20 protein-coding genes are annotated in these 18,590 nt (G+C 64.5%); 7 read left to right on the forward strand and 13 right to left on the reverse strand.

The window, feature by feature from the left end; genetic code table 11:
* Positions 1–95 precede the first annotated feature (95 nt).
* The 7 genes from A6A05_RS11645 to A6A05_RS11670 all read right to left on the reverse strand — a co-directional run bounded on the left by A6A05_RS11645 (position 96) and on the right by A6A05_RS11670 (position 4,388).
* A complete protein-coding gene (locus A6A05_RS11645) occupies positions 96–785 on the reverse strand; it encodes a hypothetical protein (RefSeq protein ID WP_068501002.1) in 690 nt (229 codons plus the stop codon).
* 365 nt (positions 786–1,150) lie between these two features.
* On the reverse strand, positions 1,151–1,630 hold the full coding sequence (locus A6A05_RS11650; RefSeq protein WP_082910898.1) for an OmpA family protein: 480 nt from the start codon (positions 1,628–1,630) through the stop codon (positions 1,151–1,153).
* A gap of 29 nt (positions 1,631–1,659) precedes the next feature.
* Positions 1,660–2,139: a peptidoglycan-binding domain-containing protein gene (locus A6A05_RS11655; RefSeq protein WP_156521023.1), complete on the reverse strand. Its 480-nt coding sequence runs from the start codon at positions 2,137–2,139 to the stop codon at positions 1,660–1,662.
* Positions 2,140–2,238: 99 nt separating this feature from the next.
* Complete coding sequence (locus A6A05_RS20865) at positions 2,239–2,394, reverse strand: hypothetical protein (protein WP_156521024.1); 156 nt, start codon at positions 2,392–2,394, stop codon at positions 2,239–2,241.
* Positions 2,395–2,525: 131 nt separating this feature from the next.
* The gene (locus A6A05_RS20870) at positions 2,526–2,996 is read right to left on the reverse strand and encodes a hypothetical protein (RefSeq protein WP_156521025.1); all 471 of its coding nucleotides are present in this window, start codon (positions 2,994–2,996) and stop codon (positions 2,526–2,528) included.
* A gap of 5 nt (positions 2,997–3,001) precedes the next feature.
* Positions 3,002–3,625: a peptidoglycan-binding domain-containing protein gene (locus tag A6A05_RS11665; protein ID WP_156521026.1), complete on the reverse strand. Its 624-nt coding sequence runs from the start codon at positions 3,623–3,625 to the stop codon at positions 3,002–3,004.
* Between the two features lie 103 nt (positions 3,626–3,728).
* Entirely contained in the window at positions 3,729–4,388 is a 660-nt protein-coding gene (locus tag A6A05_RS11670) for a FecR family protein (RefSeq protein ID WP_068501015.1), read from the reverse strand.
* A gap of 113 nt (positions 4,389–4,501) precedes the next feature.
* Here A6A05_RS11670 and A6A05_RS11675 point away from each other — a divergent pair, with 113 nt between their 5' ends.
* The 5 genes from A6A05_RS11675 (at position 4,502) to A6A05_RS11695 (ending at position 8,663) form a co-directional block, all read left to right on the forward strand.
* Positions 4,502–5,074 carry a hypothetical protein gene (locus tag A6A05_RS11675; protein ID WP_216635791.1) on the forward strand — a complete coding sequence of 191 codons (573 nt, stop codon included), beginning with the start codon at positions 4,502–4,504 and terminating at the stop codon, positions 5,072–5,074.
* A gap of 44 nt (positions 5,075–5,118) precedes the next feature.
* Positions 5,119–5,823: a glutamine amidotransferase gene (locus A6A05_RS11680; RefSeq protein ID WP_068501021.1), complete on the forward strand. Its 705-nt coding sequence runs from the start codon at positions 5,119–5,121 to the stop codon at positions 5,821–5,823.
* A 78-nt stretch (positions 5,824–5,901) separates the two neighbouring features.
* A complete protein-coding gene (gene spbR / locus A6A05_RS11685; RefSeq protein WP_068501024.1) occupies positions 5,902–7,020 on the forward strand; it encodes a SpbR family protein in 1,119 nt (372 codons plus the stop codon).
* A 40-nt stretch (positions 7,021–7,060) separates the two neighbouring features.
* Complete coding sequence (locus tag A6A05_RS11690; protein WP_068501027.1) at positions 7,061–8,227, forward strand: hypothetical protein; 1,167 nt, start codon at positions 7,061–7,063, stop codon at positions 8,225–8,227.
* Between the two features lie 10 nt (positions 8,228–8,237).
* The gene (locus A6A05_RS11695; protein WP_068501030.1) at positions 8,238–8,663 is read left to right on the forward strand and encodes a hypothetical protein; all 426 of its coding nucleotides are present in this window, start codon (positions 8,238–8,240) and stop codon (positions 8,661–8,663) included.
* Here A6A05_RS11695 and A6A05_RS11700 read toward each other — a convergent pair.
* Positions 8,660–12,232: a hydantoinase B/oxoprolinase family protein gene (locus A6A05_RS11700; protein ID WP_068501032.1), complete on the reverse strand. Its 3,573-nt coding sequence runs from the start codon at positions 12,230–12,232 to the stop codon at positions 8,660–8,662. The two genes, A6A05_RS11695 and A6A05_RS11700, sit on opposite strands and share 4 nt — an antisense overlap.
* A gap of 153 nt (positions 12,233–12,385) precedes the next feature.
* Here A6A05_RS11700 and A6A05_RS11705 point away from each other — a divergent pair, with 153 nt between their 5' ends.
* Positions 12,386–12,874: a prolyl-tRNA synthetase associated domain-containing protein gene (locus tag A6A05_RS11705; RefSeq protein WP_068501034.1), complete on the forward strand. Its 489-nt coding sequence runs from the start codon at positions 12,386–12,388 to the stop codon at positions 12,872–12,874.
* Here A6A05_RS11705 and A6A05_RS11710 read toward each other — a convergent pair.
* Together A6A05_RS11710 and A6A05_RS11715 are read right to left on the reverse strand one after the other, a co-directional pair.
* Positions 12,782–13,720, reverse strand: a complete 939-nt coding sequence (locus A6A05_RS11710; RefSeq protein WP_068501037.1) for a sensor histidine kinase — start codon at positions 13,718–13,720, stop codon at positions 12,782–12,784. The two genes, A6A05_RS11705 and A6A05_RS11710, sit on opposite strands and share 93 nt — an antisense overlap.
* A 257-nt stretch (positions 13,721–13,977) precedes the next feature.
* Positions 13,978–14,607: a response regulator gene (locus A6A05_RS11715; RefSeq protein WP_068501039.1), complete on the reverse strand. Its 630-nt coding sequence runs from the start codon at positions 14,605–14,607 to the stop codon at positions 13,978–13,980.
* Between the two features lie 168 nt (positions 14,608–14,775).
* Here A6A05_RS11715 and A6A05_RS11720 point away from each other — a divergent pair, with 168 nt between their 5' ends.
* On the forward strand, positions 14,776–15,162 hold the full coding sequence (locus A6A05_RS11720) for a NifB/NifX family molybdenum-iron cluster-binding protein (protein WP_068501042.1): 387 nt from the start codon (positions 14,776–14,778) through the stop codon (positions 15,160–15,162).
* Between the two features lie 4 nt (positions 15,163–15,166).
* Here A6A05_RS11720 and der read toward each other — a convergent pair whose 3' ends face one another.
* From der to A6A05_RS11735, 3 genes are read right to left on the reverse strand one after another with little or no spacing between them, the layout of a single operon-like run.
* Positions 15,167–16,573: a ribosome biogenesis GTPase Der gene (gene der, locus A6A05_RS11725; protein WP_068501044.1), complete on the reverse strand. Its 1,407-nt coding sequence runs from the start codon at positions 16,571–16,573 to the stop codon at positions 15,167–15,169.
* A 1-nt stretch (position 16,574) separates the two neighbouring features.
* Positions 16,575–17,891, reverse strand: a complete 1,317-nt coding sequence (locus A6A05_RS11730) for a PQQ-binding-like beta-propeller repeat protein (RefSeq protein WP_068501048.1) — start codon at positions 17,889–17,891, stop codon at positions 16,575–16,577.
* 12 nt (positions 17,892–17,903) lie between these two features.
* Positions 17,904–18,578, reverse strand: coding sequence for a tetratricopeptide repeat protein (locus A6A05_RS11735; RefSeq protein ID WP_068501050.1), 675 nt, complete (start codon positions 18,576–18,578; stop codon positions 17,904–17,906).
* Positions 18,579–18,590: the final 12 nt, after the last annotated feature.

Here is an 18,590-nt window from a genome sequence, read left to right on the forward strand (position 1 = left end):
ACCGCGTCAAATGCTCCGCCCCCTTGTCGTCGGTCAGGTCGATGTTCTCGATCCCGCCGCTCAAGCCGTAGCGGACATGCACGCGCCACGAGGTTCTATCGGCGCCGGGATGACAAATCGCGGTTGCATCGAGTACCTTTCTCCTCGTCGTCTACGCCGAACCGGTAGTCTTGGATGTCTTCCAGCCGCAGGTAGCCCTTTTTCTTGGCCGCCCAAGTGAGGCAGGCATTGAGGACATTCATTTCATGCTGGACGGTTGTGGGCGCAACCAGCTTCGGTTCCGCGCGCTCGGCATCGGTGACCATGGAAGGGCGTTTGCTGGCTCGCGGCTTCTTGCCCGCTCGGACAGGCTGGCGCAAGCGCCACGCCGGGTATTCATCCAGACGCTTGGCGACATTCAAGATGGGCGTGCGCTCGTCAAAGAACTCCCTTAACGGCTTGGCCGCAAAGCGAGCGCGACGAGGAGTGGACGGTTTTGCTTTTGGATCGGCCAGCAGGTGCTCAAGGTACTCATCGAGAAGCCGGCTGAACGATACGTCCCACAAGGTCGAGACGGTTCCGTCCTTCTTCTTCGCCAACACCCGGCCGTATTCCAGCATGGCAAGCTGGATGGCGATGGTTTGGTTGGTGGTGGTTTGACCATTCTCGTCACGGAGCACCATGACCTTGTAGCGGCGCTCGCCCGGCACGCGGATGGGGATGCGTGCGTACCAGTTATCACCGGAATCCTGGCGCTGGAAAACAACGAGGCCCTGCACACCGGGGATTTCGAACCTTGTCCGCATCCCACGGCCCTGGCTCTGCGGCTTTGAGGGCATCCACAACGCTTCCGTGTGAGAGTTGTGTATCAGTTGTGCATCAACGCTAGCGTTTCTGCCCCCAAATCGCAACCCTCAAAGCCCTGTGTACACCCTGTGTACAAAATTTATCAAGCAATATCAGTGCTGTAAGCCGCAAACTATGTAGTACAGATAGACGCGATTGCTGTTGGTCATCGGGCTTCAACTGTTCCGGCGAAAGACGTTGCCCCACGCTTGGGGAGCAGCAGCATAATGGATAGGGGGGCGGACGCCAACCGAAACGGCTTGGGCGAGACGAGCAAGTGCAGGCCCCGCCCTCAGTACGACGGAAGAACAACCAACCCGGCTTGTCAGAGGTCTCCGGCCCGTGTGAACACCACCCGCATGCGGGCCAGGTTTTCCGGCGTGGCCTGGCGTGGAATCAAGAAGGGATGATCGCTGCCGACCGCCGAAATACGACCGGGGCCGACACCTCGGCTGACCAGATAGTCACGGACGGCAGCCGCCCGCCTTTGTCCCAATTGCTCCTGTTCCGCAGGGCCTTGCGCCTCCACCGTGTCCGCATATCCCACCAGCTTCACCCGTTCATTGGAAAGGCCGACCAGGATCGCCGCCTGACGATCGAGAATGGCCTTGGCCTCGATCGACAATTCCGCCGACTTCGGCTCGAAACCGACAGCGGCATCATGTGCCGGAATGGGGCTATGCCATATGCAGGGCGATGAAAAGTCCAGCCCACCCCTTCGTTCGCCGGTCGTGCACGGCAGGTCCTCAGCAAACGCCGCTTGCGCCAGGATGCAGCCCCCCAATGTCGCCACCAACATCTTCATGATCGTCCCGCCTTGCCTATCAACGCGTCTCAGTACGGACCCTTCGGGGGACGCACCCGACGCCGAGCGAGTGGCCCCGGATCGTCAACGATGAGATTGCCATCTTCATCAATGTACGGGCCTGGAAGCTTCGGGGGCAACTTCTTGATTTCGGGCATGTTCGGATCGGTCATCGGCGGAACGATAACAGGCATGTTGTTCCCTGGCTCGCGAGGATAATCCTTACCACTTCCCTGTGGCGGCGTTTCACCGTCCCCCAATCCTTCCATTTTCGTGTTCATCGTTCGTTCTGTCGGCCCTTCCGGTCGCATCAAGCCATCAACTTTCAAGCCATTGTCCTTCTGGAACCGCTTGATGCCATCGAACATCGCGTCGTCGGTCCAATCGTCGATGCCCCGTTCGGGTGGAACGTCGTAATAGCCGAGACGATTAAGGACACGCTTGGTGTCCATAAGGTCGTTGGGATCGACACGGTAATTGGTCCCGATGGGGGATTTAAGGTTAAGCATGGCGCCAGCCCTCCTTTCCGCAAAAGGCGTCAACAAGCAGGCGACAATACGTCAAAACGTGCAAAAAGACAAGAACATAAGAGGAACATCGCCCCCCCCTTATTTGAACGGCGGCACCCGCCCGAACAGCCGTTCCAGCGCGTCCAGCTCGCGCGCGATCTTGGCCTTGTCGGCGGCCGAGAAATCCACGCCCTGGGCCTGGGCGTCGTCGCGAAGTGTGGTGTCATAGAGATAGACGCGACTGCTGTTGGTCATCGGGCTTCAACTGTTTCGGCGAAAGACGTTGCTCCACGCTTGGGGAGCAGCAGCTACATGGATAGGGGGGGCGGACGCCAACCGAAACGGCTTGGGCGAGGCGAGCTTACATGGCGCAAGCTCGGGCGCTCCTAATCCAGCCAATCTTCCGTCCTATGGTCCAGCGTGTCCGGTCCCGGCTTGACGTGGTCATCGCTGACGGTAAAACGCGGGTTATCGTGTCGTCGGGCGAAGCTGGCTGCCCAGTCCCGCATGTGGTCGTAACGACGTGGGCAATCGTCCGAAATCTGAACGAACATCTGTCCTTCGGCTGGGTTCAGTGTCCACCAGAATCCACCGGTCTGCGGACGATCTTCGGCAATGAAGCGCGTAAGATTGCGAAATACGCGTTTGTTCAGCTTGTCGATCCATTCTCCTTTATAAGTGAAATCGATACGGACAAGGCATTCCTCTCGCCGGTACTTGGCGACGAATGTCTCGCGGTACTTAGTCAGTGGAGCCGGGTCGATGGGGCGCTGCTCATCGAGTTGAGTTCTCCAAACTCCAACCGCGATGGCGGCAAGGAGTACTCCTGCGAGCCCGACGAACCATTTGCGAGACATCTGATTTAGCGCTTCTTCGTCCGGTAAACCTTGATGTGGGGAGATCCCTCGAACGGACTGTACTCCCCTTGTGGCGGATAGGTCACTCGGAAGCTGTAGCCATTCGGATTCTCAAACGGTGGTTCAAATACCTTCTCCGTGCGAGGTTTCAAAATGATCCCACCCTGAGACGGATTTCGCTGGTCATGATCTGGACGGCGGTATTCAGGGATGACCTTTCCGTCCTTATCCAGGCCATACCAATCCACTTTGTATTCCAACCCATTCCAAGATGGTCCAGGGTTATGTATTTCAACCTTTGCGGGTCCGTTGGTGATTACATCGCGGGAGTTATTCTTGTCAACGTCACCGGCATACTCCCAATCATCACCATCCTGCGCGGCGGCCACTTGCGCGTTCATCGTTCGTTCCGCCGGCCCTTCCGGTCGCATGAAGCCATCCACCTTGAGGCCATTGTCCTTCTGGAACCGCTTGATGCCATCGAACATCGCGTCGTCGGTCCAATCGTCGATGCCCCGTTCGGGTGGAACGTCGTAATAGCCGAGACGATTAAGGACACGCTTGGTGTCCATAAGGTCGTTGGGATCGACACGGTAATTGGTCCCGATGGGGGATTTAAGGTTAAGCATGGCGCCAGCCCTCCTTTCCGCAAAAGGCGTCAACAAGCAGGCGACAATACGTCAAAACGTGCAAAAAGACAAGAACATAGGAGGAACATCGCCCCCCCCACCCTTACTTGAACGGCGGCACCCGCCCGAACAGCCGTTCCAGCTCGACCAGTTCCCGGTCGGTGTGGTTCTTGACCATGAAGGGCTCCATCGCCGTCTTGCCGTCCTTCAAGGACAGCAGGCGCGGCGCGTCGTGATGGCGGGTCCGAACCTCCTCGGTCTGCTCGGGGGCGCCTTCGGGAACCATCACCGCATGGCCGTAGCAGACGCAGACATTGGTGGTCCAGGCATCGGTTTCCAGATAGGCGGCGGTGCCGCGGATGCCGACATTGACGTGCGGGGTCTTCAAGGTGATCTGTTTCGGCCCGAACACCGACAAGATGCCGCCGACTTCCAGTTCCAGCTGGCGGATCAATTGGCCGCTGGCCGGGTCGCGACCCAGGTCGGCGATGGCGACCTGGGTGACCGGGCGCACCATGAAGCCGTCGTCACCCAGGGTGAAGGTGGCCTGGCCGGTGGTGCCGGTGGTGATGCGGTCCCCCGGCGCCACCGCCATGCCTTCCTTCGCCCGCTTGCCGTTGACGCGCACATCGCCCTTGACCGCGCGCATGCGGCTGGCCGGCGGCGCGGCCTGGACCAGACCGCCGGCCAGCGGTACCAACCCGGCGGCCAACAGACCGCCCACCACCCGGCGGCGCCCGGGGTTACAGCAGCGACAGACCATCTTCTAATCCTTTGCCATGCTCGACAGCGATAATACGCCATCGGCCGGCCGGGGGAAATGCCCCCTTCCCGGCCCGGCCGCCCCTTCCCATATCCAAGGGAATGGAGGCCCCCATGGGCACGACCGACTGGCGCACCTGGCATCTTCCGCTGTCTCGCGGCACCACCACCCTGGCCGAGGGCTTGGCCGAACTGGCCCAGGTCGGGGCCGGCCAGGCCGAGATTCCGTTCATCGTCCAGTTGATGGAAAATCCGCGCTACGACATTCCCGGACTCGATCTGATCCACGGGGCGGTGGACCTGGTCAACCATGATTGCATCCACCTTTTGCTGGGGCGCGGCCTGCTGCAGAAGGACGAGGCCTTCGTCATCGGCTTCACAATGGGCTCGACCCGCAAGGTGTCCGGCATCGAGGAGACCTTGTTCACCGCCATCGCCAAGCACCTCTATCCCGGCATCTTCCGCTTCGACGACAACGACGTGCGGGTGTTCCGCGACGCTGTGCGGCTGGCCTGGATCTCGGCCTGTCGGCGCCTGGACCGGGTCGACTTCACCCGTTTAAGCGGGCACCCCTTGGGCGAGCTGAGGGCCGAGTTGGGCATCGAGACCGACCTGTTGACCAGCTACTACCGGCTGGAAGCCAAGCGTCATCCCGACTCGCCCGAATCCTTGCGGCTGCTCGACTAGTTTTCGCAATCGTGGTTCAATGCGGCTCCTTCAGGGGGAGGAACATGAAGACCTGCGCCGCCATTTCCCATGTCGCCTTCGAGGATCTGGATTGCCTGGCCCCGGTGCCGGCGGCCAGGGGCTTCGGGGTGACCATGCTGGACGCGCCGACTGCGGACCTGACCGGCCTCGACCCGCTGGCGGCCGACCTGTGGGTGGTGCTGGGCGGCCCGATCGGCGTCTATGACGAAGCCGACTATCCGTTCCTGACCACCGAAATCTCCCTGCTCAAGGCCCGCCTGGCCGCCGACCGCCCGACGCTGGGCATCTGCCTGGGCGCCCAATTGATGGCGCGCGCCCTGGGCGCCAGGGTCTATCCCAACCCCAACGGCAAGGAATTGGGCTGGGCGCCCCTGACCCTGACCGAGGCCGGGCGCAATTCGACCATGGCCGCCATCGACGGGCTGGCGGTGCTGCACTGGCACGGCGACACCTTCGACCTGCCGCGCGGCGCGCAAGGTCTGGCCTCGACGCCGGCAACCGCCAACCAGGCCTTTTCGTGGGGATTGAAGGGGCTGGGCCTGCAATTCCACGTCGAAGCCAGCCAGATCAGCCTGGAACGCTGGTTCGTCGGCCATGCCGGCGAGATCGCCGCCACCCCGCAAACCTCGGTGTCGCAGCTGAGACAACAGACGGCGGCCCACGCCCCACGCATGGAAGCGGCAGGTGCCGTCATGTTGGGGCGTTGGCTTGATCAGGTATGTGTGTAACTATTCGTCAACCCGGAGCGTCGATAGTGGTGATCTTGGGGATTATCACGCGGCGCGCTTAACGGACGGAAGAAGACCTTGGTTGAGCAGACTTTGAATGAAGAAGACGTCTCGCGGCTGCTGGCCAGCCCGACGCCGGACGTCCGCGCCGAAATCGCCGGCAAGATCGCCAGCCAGCACCCCGACCTCAGCGCCGACCAGCGCCGAATGGCCGAGGAAATCTTCCGCCTGATGGTCAAGGACGCCGAGGTCCGCGTCCGCGAGGCCCTGTCAAAGCAGTTGAAGGAAAACCCGCTGGTTCCGCACGACGTGGCCGTCTCGCTGGCCCGCGACGTCGAATCGGTGGCGTTGCCGATGCTGCAATTTTCCGAGGTCCTGAACGACGAGGACCTGATCGAGATCGTCAAAAGCCAAAGCCACGACAAGCAGATGGCGGTGGCCAACCGCTCGCATGTCTCGGCCGTTTTGTCCGACGCCCTGGTCGAAACCCACGATGAAACGGTCGTCGCGACCTTGGTGTCCAACGAAGGCGCCGAAATCTCGGAAACCACGCTGACCAAGGTCGCCGAGGAATTCGGCGCGTCGGACAGCGTCGGCAAGACCCTGATCGGCCGCAAGTCGCTGCCGGTCACCGTGGCCGAACGGCTGATGCTGAAGGTTTCGGAAAATCTGCGCCAGTCGCTGATGAACCGGCAGGACCTGTCGCCGGAAGCGGCCGCCAACATGCTGATCCAGGCCCGCGAGCTGGCGGTGCTTGGCCTGGCCGAGGCCGACACCGACGTCCACAAGCTGGTCGATCACCTGTACCGCAACGGCCGCCTGACGCCGTCGATCATCCTGCGCGCGGTGTGCATGGGCGACATGACCTTCTTCGAATCGTCGATCGCCAAGCTGGCCCGCATCAAGCTGGAAAACGCCCGTACCCTGATCCACGACGCCGGCCGTCGCGGTTTCGAGGCGCTGTTCGACAAGGCCGGTCTTCCCAAGGCGTTCTATCAGGCCATGCGCGCCGCCATCGACGTGTCCTACGAGATGGAATATGACGGCGGCCCCAATGATCGCGAGCGCTTTTCCCGGCGCATGATCGAGCGTATCCTGACCCAGTACGGCGACCTGGGGGTCCAGTTCGAGAACGACGACCTGGAATATCTCCTGGCCAAGATGAACGATCTGCCGGCGACCATGCTGAACGAATAGTCCGTCCACGCAACGACGGCAAAAGGGGATCTGGGAAGGGATGGCTGACAAGGGAAAGCCGGCTGCCAAGCCTGTCGATAAGGACGCGGCTCAGCGCAAGGAAATCATCCGCACCATCAAGGGGCCGGTCACCGACCGCCTGCTCGAACTGATCCCCGCCTTCGCCGCCTATGAAGACCCTTATGGCACCATCCTGGCGACGCCCGATCTGCTGTTCGCCTGCCTGACCCTGGTCAAGACCCGGCGCGACAAGTTCCAGGAATTCCTGGTCGATGCCGCCGGCAATCCGGTGATGGACGACCAGACGCCGTTGCGCTGCGACCGTTCGGTCGACCAGATCGTCGGCATGGTGGTGCGTTCGGCGACCAAGGCCTATTCCGACAAGCGCTGGGGCTCGGCCCACACTCCGGCCGCCAAGATCGTCCACAAGCCGGAAACCAGGTCGATCCTGGACAAGCTGGGCGAACTGGTGCGCGGCAAGTGGAGCGAGGCGGAAGTTCCCAAGCCCAGCGCCACCCAGGGCGACAAGTTCTATGCGGCGATCAAGGATCATCTGGATTACGACTGGCAGGTTCCGCTGATCCCCTACTTCGCCGAAATCCCCATCAAGCTGATCAACGAGCTGGGACGCGGCGTCACCACGCTGCGCACCCCCGAGGGCATCGCCGCCCTGGCCGACATCGGCCGTCATTCGATGGATTCGGCCCGCAAGATCCTGTCCGACGACATGATGCGCGAGATGCTGGACACCCAGCCGCTGGCCGCCAAGGGCGTCGCCTTCCTGGGCAAGGAGCGTTACGAGTTCCTGCATGGCGCCATCTACGAACGTATCGGCGACAAGTTCTGGGAAGTCTGCGTCGATTGCGACCGCCTGGAAGCGATGGAGGTGCAAAACGCCAAGGACCTGGAACAGATGTCCGCATGGCTGCATCTGATTTCCGGCGAGACCATCAACCAGATCGTGCGCTTCCTGCAGTTCCACCAGATCCCGGTCTTCCTGGAAGTGGCGCTGGACAAGCTGGGCGAGGAGACGTTCAAGAACATCTTCGGCCCGCCCGGCAACAAGAAGCTGATCAAGATGTTCTGCGAGAAGACCTCGAAGACGCCGCTGGATCCCAACGATCCGATCGAGGATCTGAAGCGCCGCCTGCCCGACGTTTTCGGCGCCTATCTGCGCGCCCCGGGCGATTTCGAGAAGGGGCTGTGAGGGCCTCGCAATGACCATCAGTCGCGAGAGGTTTCTCGTCGCGGTCAGCGTGGCGCTTTACATCGCCAGCCTGGCGGTGCCCACGGCCATCTGCATCGGCAATCAATGTGACAGTTGGCCAGGATATGGGATCTTGCTGTTCGGATGGCTGGCCGTCTATGCCAGCCCGGCCAACATGACCTGGCTGGCCAATCCGCTCCTTTTCATCTGCTGGATGCTGCAACTTTTTTCCAGCACGAAAGCGGCGCTGATGGTCGGACTGGCCGCCCTTGGCCTGGCTGCTTCATTCCTGCTCTATGATCAGATCTTGTCGTCGGAAAGCGGTTCGCTCAGCACCATCACCGGCACGGCCCCCGGATACTGGCTGTGGCTGGCCGCCATGGCCTTCGCCTGCGCCAATTCCATCATGGCGCTGCGCAAACGGCCAGTTCCCTAGCTTTTCCCATAGCCGCCGCCGCCCGGCGTCTCGACCACCAGCACGTCGCCCGCATTCATTTCGACCAATGCGGTGCCGGCCAGAGGCTCGACCGATCCGTTGGCGCGTTCGACCCGGTTGGCCCCCTTCATCCCGTCGCCGCCGCCCGCCAGCCCGAACGGCGCCACCGCCCGGCGATTGGACAAAATGGCCGCCGTCATCGGTTCCAGGAACTTCAGCCGCCGCACCACCCCATCGCCGCCGGGATGCAGACCCACGCCGCCGGACCCTCGGCGGATGGAAAAGCCGTCGACCAGAACCGGGAAGCGCCATTCCAGCACTTCCGGATCGGTCAGCCGCGAATTGGTCATGTGGGTGTGCACCGCCGAGGCGCCGTCGAAACCCGGCCCGCCCCCGGCGCCGCCGCAGATGGTCTCGTAATATTGGTGGCGGTCGTCGCCGAAGGTCAGGTTGTTCATGGTGCCCTGGCTGGCGGCCATGGCGCCCAGCGCCCCCATCAGGCAATCGACGATGGCCTGGCTGGTCTCGACATTGCCGGCGACCACGGCGGCGGGCGGGCGCGGCGCCAGCATCGAGCCCGGGGGGATGACCAGCGTCAGCGGCTTCATGCAGCCTTCGTTCAGCGGAATGGCATCATCGACCAGGGTGCGGAAAACGTACAGCACGGCGGCCCGGGCGATGGCGGTGGGCGCATTGGAATTGCCCGGCCGCTGGTCCGAGGTGCCGGTGAAGTCGATGACCGCCGATCGCTCGACCGGATCGACGGTGACGGTGACCCGGATCACCGCGCCGTCATCCATGCGGGTCTCGAAGCGCCCGCTATCCAGGCCGGCCACCGCGCGCCGCACCGATTCCTCGGCATTGGCCTGGACGTGGCCCATATAGGCGGCGACGGTGTCGGCGCCGTAGCGCTTGGTCATGGCCAGCAATTCGCGCAAGCCGGTCTCGTTGGCGGCAAGTTGCGCCTGCAGGTCGGCCAGGTTCTGGCGCAGGTTGCGCACCGGCCACGGCCCGCTGGTCAGCAGGTCCGTAATGGCCTGCTCGCGAAAGCCGGTGGAATCCACCAGCCGCATCGGCTCGATCAGCACCCCTTCCTGATCGACGCTGGTGGACAAGGGCGGCATCGAACCGGGCGTGATGCCGCCCAGATCGGCGTGATGCCCGCGTGAGGCGACGAAGAACAGCGGCCGGTCCCCGTCGAAGACCGGGGTGACGACGGTGACGTCGGGCAGATGGGTCCCGCCGGCATAGGGCGAGTTCAGCACGAAGGATTCGCCCGGCCGGATGGTGTCGCCGAAACGCTCCAGGACCACGCGCACGCTTTCGCCCATGCTACCCAGATGGACCGGGATGTGCGGCGCGTTGGCCACCAGGCCGCCCGCGCCGTCGAACAGCGCGCACGAGAAATCCAGCCGTTCCTTGATGTTGACCGAATGGGCGGTGTTGGCCAGCACGGCGCCCATCTGCTCGGCGATGCTCATGAACAGGTTGTTGAACACTTCCAGCAGCACCGGATCCACTTCGGTGCCGGCGGCGACCATGTGCGGCCGGGGCTCGACCCGGCGCAGGATCAGATGGCCGTAAGGGTTCATTTCGGCCTGCCAGCCGGGCTCGACGATGGTGGTGGCGGTGGCCTCGACGATCATCAAGGGACCACGCAACCGATCGCCCGGGGCCAGGTGTTCGCGACGGTAGACCGGTGCCGGCCGGCTGACCCCGCCGCTGAACATCATGACCTCGCCGGCCGGCGCGGGCGGGGTGCCGGTTCGGTCGGGCAGCACCGGCTCGGACGGCGGCTCGCCGCCGCCAGTCAGTTCGACCGACACTGCCTCGACCACCAGGGCACGGTCCATGACGAAGCCGAAGCGCTGACGGTGGGCCTGCTCGAAAGCCTGGGCCAGGGCGTCGGGCTCGGCCGCCGGCACCTCCAGCGCGGTGTCCGAGCCCTGATAGCGCACGAACACCTTGCGCGTCGTGCGCATGTCGGCCCGTTCGATTCCTTGGCGTTCCAACTCGCAGCGGCCCTCGGCCTCGAGATCGGCGAAGGCGCGGTTGAGCAGCGGCGCGCATTCGCCGTCCAACGCCGCCTCGATGGCGCGTTCCTTCAGCACCGACAGATCGGCCACCCCCATGCCATAGGCCGACAGCACGCCGGCCAGCGGATGCAGGAACACAATCTCCATCCCCAGGGCATCGGCCACCAGGCAGGCATGCTGGCCGCCGGCCCCGCCGAAACAGGCCAGGGCATAGGTGGTGACGTCGTAACCGCGCGCCACGCTGACCTGCTTGATGGCGTTGGCCATGTTAAGGACGGCGATGGACAGGAAGCCCTCGGCCACCTGTTCGGGCGTGCGGCCATCTCCGATGCGCCCGGCCAGGGCGTCGAAGGCGGCGCGCGTGGCGGCCATATCCAGCGGCTGGGCGCCGTCGGGGCCGAACACCCGGGGAAAGAAATCGGGGTTCAGCTTGCCCAGCAAAAGATTGCAGTCGGTCACCGTCAACGGCCCGCTTTTGCCATAGCAGGCCGGCCCCGGATGGGCGCCGGCCGAATGGGGGCCGACCCGGAAACGGGCACCGTCGAATTCCAGCACCGAGCCGCCCCCGGCCGCCACCGTATGAATATGCATCATCGGCGCACGAATACGCACGCCAGCGACCTGGGTGTCGAAACTGCGTTCGAAGGCGCCGTCCCAGTGCCAGACATCGGTCGAGGTGCCGCCCATGTCGAAGCCGATCAGGTGGTCCAACCCGGCCAATCGGGCGGTGGCGACACCGCCGACCACGCCGCCGGCCGGCCCGGACAGGATGGAATCCTTGCCCTGGAAGCGCCGGGCGTCGGTCAGCCCGCCCGAGGATTGCATGAACATCAGCCGCGTGCCGCCCAGATCGGCGGCGACGCGATCGACATAGCGGCGCAACACCGGCGACAGATAGGCGTCGGCGACACAGGTGTCGCCGCGCCCGACCGCCTTCATCAACGGGCTGGCCTGATGGGACAGGCTGACCTGGGTGAAGCCGATCTCGCGCGCCAGGCGGCCGATTTCCAGCTCGTGCTCGGGGAAGCGATAGGCGTGCAGGCACAAGATGGCCACCGAGCGGATGCCGGCATCATAGGCGTCCAGCAGCCCCTGCGTCGCCGTCAGCCGGTCCAGCGGGCGCAGCACCTCGCCCTTTGGGCCGATGCGTTCGGGGATCTCGATCACCCGCTCGTACAGCATGTCGGGCAGGCGGATAGCGCGGGCGAAGATGTCGGGACGGTTCTGGGTGCCGATGCGCAACAGGTCGGCGAAGCCGGCGGTGACCGCCAGAGCCACCCGGTCGCCCTTGCGTTCCAGCAAGGCGTTGGTGGCCACCGTGGTCCCCATCTTGACGCAATCGACCAAGCCGCGTTCGATGGCCTGATCGGCGGAAAGGCCCAGGAAACGGCGGATGCCGGCCAGGGCGGCATCGTCGTAATGGCCGGGACTTTCCGACAGCAATTTCAGGGTCAGATGTTCCCCGTCGGGGGACCGTGCGACGATGTCGGTGAAGGTCCCGCCCCGGTCGATCCAGAATTGCCATCCGGTCATGAAGCGGACTCCGCTCGTGTTGGATGGAAATGGTACCCCCAATTCCCCGCCGACGGAAGACGGCCCGACCCGCCGTTGCGTCCTTGCCTTGAGTATGATGATCTATCCGTTACCTGGGACAGGGCCGCCATCGACACCGGAGTTCGACCGATCTTGCCACTTACGCCCGAAGCATTGCTGGCCCGCCTGGGCGCGCTGAACATCAACGTCACCACCCATCACCACGCCCCGGCCTTCACCGTCGAGCAAGGCAACGAAGTGTGGGGCAACATCCCCGGCATCCATTGCAAGAATCTGTTCCTGAAGGACGGCAAGGGTCGGCTGTGGCTGGTGGTGGCGCCGGCCGACAAGCGGATCGACCTGAAGCGTCTGCCCGGCGCCATCGGCGCCGCCAGGCTGTCCTTCGGCTCGGCGGAGCTGCTGGGCGAGGTGCTGGGGGTCGAACCGGGCTCGGTGACGCCGTTCGCCCTGATCAACGACCACGACCACCGGGTAACCCCGGTGCTGGATTCCTGGATGATGGATCAGCCGCTGTTGAACTACCACCCGCTACGCAACGACATGACCACCACCATCGCCAGCGCCGATTTCCGCCGGTTCCTGGCCGCCACCGGCCATCGCCCCGAAATCCTGCTGCTGTAGGTGCAAGACCAGGCCGGCGGGCGGGCCGGACACCATCTCGACCCGTCCGCGCAATTGCGCCACCAGAACCGCCACCATGCGCGCCCCCAGGCTCGCCGGGTCGAGCCCGGCCAGGCCCGACACCACGACCGGGCCGCCCGGCGACAAGGCAATCGAGACCGGCCCCTTGGCGGCCGACAGCCATTCCTGGACGATCAGCGCGGCAGGGATCGCCCTGTCGATGGTCAGCAGCAAGTTGCCGCCGCCGATGGTCACCGTCGGCAGCGGCCGGCCTTCCTCACGCTGGCGGGCCAAACCCTCGACCAGGGGGCCCAGGATGGCGGCGAAGTCCACCGCGCCCGGGCTGCCTTGGCGATACAGCACCTCGTGCACCGAGGCCAGGGTCAGGATCCGGCTGCAGGCTTCCTCGAACGGCCAGCGCATCGGGCTGTCGGCCAGGCGCCAGGATTGCATCCGCAGCATCGCCGACACCACCTGCAGGCTGTTCTTGACGCGATGGTGGATCTCTTGCAGCAAGGCGCGGTTGTCGTCTTGGATTGCCGCCAGCTCGGCGGCCAAATCCGCCGGCACCGAGCGCGGCGACGCCACCACCAGCCCGCCACCGGCCGGCCGCGCTCGCCATTCCCATTCCCCGTCGATGACCCGCGACTGGGGCTCGCCGTCCGACCGCACCCGGGCGCAAAGCGCCCCCAGCTCGGCCGCCAAAGCCGGCCGATCCCCAAGGCGGTCCTGCGCCGCACGATTGGCGAACACCATCCGCCCGCCACCGTCGAAGGCCAGGATCGGATCGGGCAGCGCGGCCAGGATCGCCGTCAATGTGGGAAAATCGCTGCCGTCGGCTTCCACCGCGGATTGCCTCCTGCTTGCCATGTGGCACGGCCAGGAAACACTACGAACGGCGCGGAGCGTTAGATGGCGAAGGAACGAGGACGCTCGTCCTTTCGATCGATCCCTCGTCCGAACGAACGAGAAATCGGCAGGCGCCTAGTGTCCTGCCCCCGAAATTCGCACAGCGAATTACGGGGACAAGCAGGCCACCAACTTTTTGAATTGTGTGGTGATTCCGATGTCCGCATTCTGATGCGAACTTCGGAATCACCACACTAGTCGATCAGGCCGCGACGAATGGCGTAAGTGGCCAATTCCGCCGAATTGTGCAAATCCAGCTTCTGCATGATCTTGGTGCGATGGGTTTCGACGGTCTTGACGGCGATGGACAAGCTTTCGGCGATTTCGCGATTCTTCAGGCCCTGGGCGATCAGGCGCAGGACCTCGCTCTCGCGGCCGGTCAGCGACACCGGGTTGACGTCGCCCTCCTCCAGGTGGGATTTGACCTGGGCGGCGTCGATCCCCGGCCCCAGATAGCTCTTGCCGGCACGAACCGAGCTGATGGCCGCCATCAATTCCTCGTGCCCCAGCTTCTTCAAGGCATAACCGTCGGCGCCGGCCGCCAGGGCCTCGGCGACGCGACGCTCGCAATTGGCGATGGTCAGCACCAGAACGCGGACCTGCGGCGCCACCCGCTTGATGCGCCTCGTCGCCTCAACACCATCCAGGACCGGCATGGTCAGATCCATCAGCACGATGTCGGGACGCAAGGTCCGGGCCATCGCCACGGCAGCTTCGCCGTCTTCGGCTTCACCGACGATCTCGACATCTTCCGGCTTCAGCAAAGCCGCCAGCCCTTGACGGACCAAAAGTTGATCCTCGGCGATCAGGATTCGAACGGGCACGCCTTATACCTCCGCCAGATTGATAGGTGGCTGCTCAACCGCAACCATGCACGATTCGCGATGGGGAATCGAGAGGTGAAAACGCCCCCGCGCATAGAACAATCCTTGCACCAATAGGACGGGTGGGCAATATTTAGTCATAGTTGATCATGGATGATTTTTTAAGCAATGAAGATCGCCGTCGCCAGTGCCGATTTCACCAAAGTCAGCGGCCATGCCGGGCGCGCCCGCAAATGGCTGGTGTTCACCGTCGCCGAGGACGGCACGGTGGCCGGGCCTGAACGGGTCGAGTTCGGCGCCGATCAGGTCTTCCACCACCATCCCGACGACCAGCCGCATCCCTTGGACGGCACCACCGTCCTGATCGCCCAGTCGGCCGGCGACGGTTTCCTGAAGCACATGGCCAAGCGTGGCATCGAAGCGGTTCTGACCGCCGAAACCGACCCGCGCGCCGCCATCGACGGCTTCCTGGCCGCCAAATTGCCGCCGCCCAAGGCCAGGCCGATCGGGTCGTTGATCTGCAAGACCATCGACCTGTTCAGCCCGCACAAATAAGCGGTCAGCCCTTGTTGGCGTAAGGATTGCGCCCGGCCCGCACGTAAAGGCGGATCGGCACGCCCGGCAGCTTGAAGCTCTCGCGCAGGCCGTTGATCAGGTACCGGCTATAGCTTTCCGGCAATTCCTCGGGCTTCGAGGCGAAGATCACGAAGGTCGGCGGCCGCGCCTTGGTCTGGGTCATGTAGCGGATCTTGATGCGCCGCCCGCCCGGCAAGGCCGGCGGCGGATGGTGGCTGACCACCTCTTCCAGCCAACGATTCAGCTGCGAGGTCGGGATGCGGCGGTTCCACACGGCGTGGGTGTCTTGCACCGCATCCATCAGGCGGGGGATGCCCTTGCCGGTCAAAGCGCTGATGGTCACCGCCGCCAGGCCGCGCGCCATCGGCAGCGACGTTTCGCAGCGATCCTTCAGGCGCTTCAGCGCTTCTTCCGGCTTATCGACCGCGTCCCACTTGTTAATGGCCAACACCAACGAGCGGCCTTCCTCGATGACCATGCGGGCGATGGTCAAATCCTGCTTGTCGAGGATCGCCGCCTGATCCAGCACCAGCACCACCACCTCGGCCAGGCGGATCGCCTCGAGGGTGTTGGACACCGACAGCTTCTCGACCGGGTCGTCGATGTTGGCGCGCTTGCGTAAGCCCGCGGTATCGACCAGCCGGAAACGCCGGCCGCGATGTTCCCATTCCACCGTGACGGCGTCGCGGGTCAGGCCGGCCTCGGGGCCGGTCAGCATGCGGTCCTCGCCCAGCAGACGGTTGACCAGGGTCGATTTGCCGACATTGGGCCGCCCGACGATCACCAATTGCAGCGGCCGTTCGGGCCGGTCCTCGGTGGTGATCTCCTCGTCATCGACGGCGATCTCGTCGGGGAAGGGCTCTTGTTCCTCGTCCTCGTCATCCAGGGCGCCGGCCGCCTTGGCATAGGGCATCAAGGCGTCGAACAACTCGGCCATGCCCTCGTTATGCTCGGCCGACAGCGGCACCGGCTCGCCCAGGCCCAGGGCGTAGGATTCGTAAAGGCCGGGCGCACCGGCCTTGCCCTCGCATTTGTTGGCCACCAGGATGACCGGGGTCTTGCACCGGCGCAGCAGGTCGCCGAAATGGCGATCCAGCGGAGTGACGCCGGCGCGGGCGTCGATCAGCATCAAGACGACGTCGGACTCGGCCACCGCCTGATCGGTCTGGCGGCGCATGCGCGCCTCGATGGAATCGCCGGTGGCGTCCTCGAAGCCGGCGGTGTCGATGACACGGAAATCCATGCCCAACAGCGTGGCGTCGCCCTCGCGGCGGTCGCGGGTGACGCCGGGCATGTCGTGGACGATGGCGACCCGGCGGCCGACCAGACGATTGAACAGGGTCGATTTGCCGACATTGGGCCGGCCGACGATAGCTACGGTGAAAGTCATGTCAGTGATAAGCCACCAAGTCGGCGTCGTCGGTCAAGAAGAACAAGGTCTGCAGGGCCACCGCCGGCGAGATCGTGACGCCGTCCGAGATCGACAGGCTGCCCAACACCTGCCCGGTATAAGGCGACAGCGACAGCAGCTTGCCGTGCGAGCTGGCGATGATCAGCCGGTCCGAGGCCAGCACCGGCCCGGCCCAGATGATGCGGCCCTCGCGGTCCTCGATATCCTTCCACATCTGCACCTGGGTCACCCACAACAGCTGTCCGGTCTTGGCATCCAGGGCCACCACCTCGTTGTTGTTGGTGACGACGAACAGGAAGTCGCCGGCTACCCACGGGCTTTGAATGCCGCCGATCTCGCGTTCCCACAGACGGCGGCCGGTGCGCAGGTCCAGCCCGACCATCATGTCGGCATGGCCGATGGCATAGACCCGATTGCGATCGATCACCGGACGGCCGCGAATGGCGATCAGCGAGCCGACGCTTTCCGTGCGGCGCACCGCGGCCAATTGCTCCTGCCACAGGACCGAGCCGTTCTCCAGGCGCAGCGCGAACAATTCGCCCGACGAATAGGGCACGACCACGGTGTTGCCGTCGATGGCCGCGCTGTTGCCGCCCAGGACGCTCGCGACCTCCGCGATGCCCTGATGGGTCCACAGCACGCCGCCATCCTCGGCGGCAAGGCAATGGGTCTGGTTATCGACGGTGATCACCACCACCCGGCCGCCGCGCACTGTCGGCGCGCCGCGCATCGGCCCCGACAGGGTCTGGCGCCAGCGGACCTGGCCCGAGGCGGCGTCCAGCGACACCACCTGGGCGAAGCCGGTCGAGATGAACAATTGCCCGTCCTCATAGGCGATGCCGCCGCCCGAGAAGGTGTCGCCCTCGCCCTTCGGCGTGATATCGACCGCCCACAGCTTCTTGCCGGTACGCACGTCGAAGGCGCGCACCTCGGTATCGGCGTCCAGGGTGAAGACGCGACCGTCGGCGATGATCGGCTGGGCCAGCAGCTTGGCCCGCTTGGTCGATCCGGTGCCGATGGCCGACCGCCACACGCGGTCCAGACGGTCGCCAACCTCCATGTGATGCATGGCGTGGTTGGCATAGCCGCCCGATTGCGGCCAATCGTCGTTGGGTTCCGGCGGCGGCAGGCGGATTTCCACCGGCTCGCCCTTGATCTCGGGCTCGACAGCCTTTTCGCGCGACAGCACCGAGATGCGCTTACCCGGCAGGGGCGGCGCCTCTTTTTCACCCAGCCAATTGGCGCAGCCCGACAAAATGACCGTCGCCGCAACCAAACATGCCAGTCGCCGCATCATGCCCAGCCCCCCTTACTTGGCGCCGCCCAGGGCCGCCAGCATTTCGGCGGCGCGGGCGCGCAACCCCTGCGGCGCCGCCTGGTCGTCGGCGATCTTCCTGTAGATGTCGGCGGCCTTGGCGTTGTCGCCCTTCTTGGCGGCGGCCAGGGCCAGGATCTCGCGGGCGGAATGCCGCCAGGCCGAGGATTCCACCGACAGCGGTTCGGCCAGCTTCTCGATGGCGGCCGGATCGGCGCTGTCGAGCTTGAGATAGGCCGCCTTGAGGCGGGCGACGTCGCGATAGGTGGCGTCGGCGCTGCTGGCGGCGATCTTCTCGTACAAGGCGGCGGCGGCGCCCAGGTCGCCGGTCTCTTGACTGAGATCGGCCAGCTTCAGCTCGGCCAGGACGCGATAGCCCGAGGTGCCGTCGACCACCAGCTTGCCCAGGATGGTCTGGGCCTGGTCGCGCTTGCCCTGCTCGATCAGCCGGGTCGCCTCGTTGAAATGGACGCTGGATTGCTGGCGCTGCTTGGAATCCCAGGCGTTCCAGCCCTGGAAGCCGGCGACGGCCACGACCAGCACCGCCGAGGCGGTGACGAACAGCCCGCCATAACGCTTCCACAGGGATTCCAGCCGCTCTTGCCTAAGATCCTCGTCAACCTCCTTGATCAGGAGGTCGGTGGCGGCATCATCGGTCGGTTTGGTCAAGGCATGTCTCTC

Source organism: Magnetospirillum moscoviense, assembly GCF_001650635.1.
In the GTDB taxonomy this organism is placed as follows: Bacteria; Pseudomonadota; Alphaproteobacteria; order Rhodospirillales; family Magnetospirillaceae; genus Magnetospirillum; species Magnetospirillum moscoviense.

Coding starts and splice junctions, on each gene's coding strand:
- A6A05_RS11650 (WP_082910898.1), bottom strand. CDS start 1,630: ATGAAGATGTTGGTGGCGACATTGGGGGGCTGCATCCTGGCGCAAGCG.
- A6A05_RS11675 (WP_216635791.1), top strand. CDS start 4,502: ATGGGCACGACCGACTGGCGCACCTGGCATCTTCCGCTGTCTCGCGGC.
- A6A05_RS11655 (WP_156521023.1), bottom strand. CDS start 2,139: ATGCTTAACCTTAAATCCCCCATCGGGACCAATTACCGTGTCGATCCC.
- A6A05_RS20865 (WP_156521024.1), bottom strand. CDS start 2,394: ATGACCAACAGCAGTCGCGTCTATCTCTATGACACCACACTTCGCGAC.
- A6A05_RS11730 (WP_068501048.1), bottom strand. CDS start 17,891: ATGATGCGGCGACTGGCATGTTTGGTTGCGGCGACGGTCATTTTGTCG.
- A6A05_RS11695 (WP_068501030.1), top strand. CDS start 8,238: ATGACCATCAGTCGCGAGAGGTTTCTCGTCGCGGTCAGCGTGGCGCTT.
- A6A05_RS11720 (WP_068501042.1), top strand. CDS start 14,776: ATGAAGATCGCCGTCGCCAGTGCCGATTTCACCAAAGTCAGCGGCCAT.
- A6A05_RS11700 (WP_068501032.1), bottom strand. CDS start 12,232: ATGACCGGATGGCAATTCTGGATCGACCGGGGCGGGACCTTCACCGAC.
- A6A05_RS11670 (WP_068501015.1), bottom strand. CDS start 4,388: ATGGTCTGTCGCTGCTGTAACCCCGGGCGCCGCCGGGTGGTGGGCGGT.
- A6A05_RS11645 (WP_068501002.1), bottom strand. CDS start 785: ATGCGGACAAGGTTCGAAATCCCCGGTGTGCAGGGCCTCGTTGTTTTC.
- A6A05_RS20870 (WP_156521025.1), bottom strand. CDS start 2,996: ATGTCTCGCAAATGGTTCGTCGGGCTCGCAGGAGTACTCCTTGCCGCC.
- A6A05_RS11665 (WP_156521026.1), bottom strand. CDS start 3,625: ATGCTTAACCTTAAATCCCCCATCGGGACCAATTACCGTGTCGATCCC.
- der (WP_068501044.1), bottom strand. CDS start 16,573: ATGACTTTCACCGTAGCTATCGTCGGCCGGCCCAATGTCGGCAAATCG.
- A6A05_RS11690 (WP_068501027.1), top strand. CDS start 7,061: ATGGCTGACAAGGGAAAGCCGGCTGCCAAGCCTGTCGATAAGGACGCG.
- A6A05_RS11680 (WP_068501021.1), top strand. CDS start 5,119: ATGAAGACCTGCGCCGCCATTTCCCATGTCGCCTTCGAGGATCTGGAT.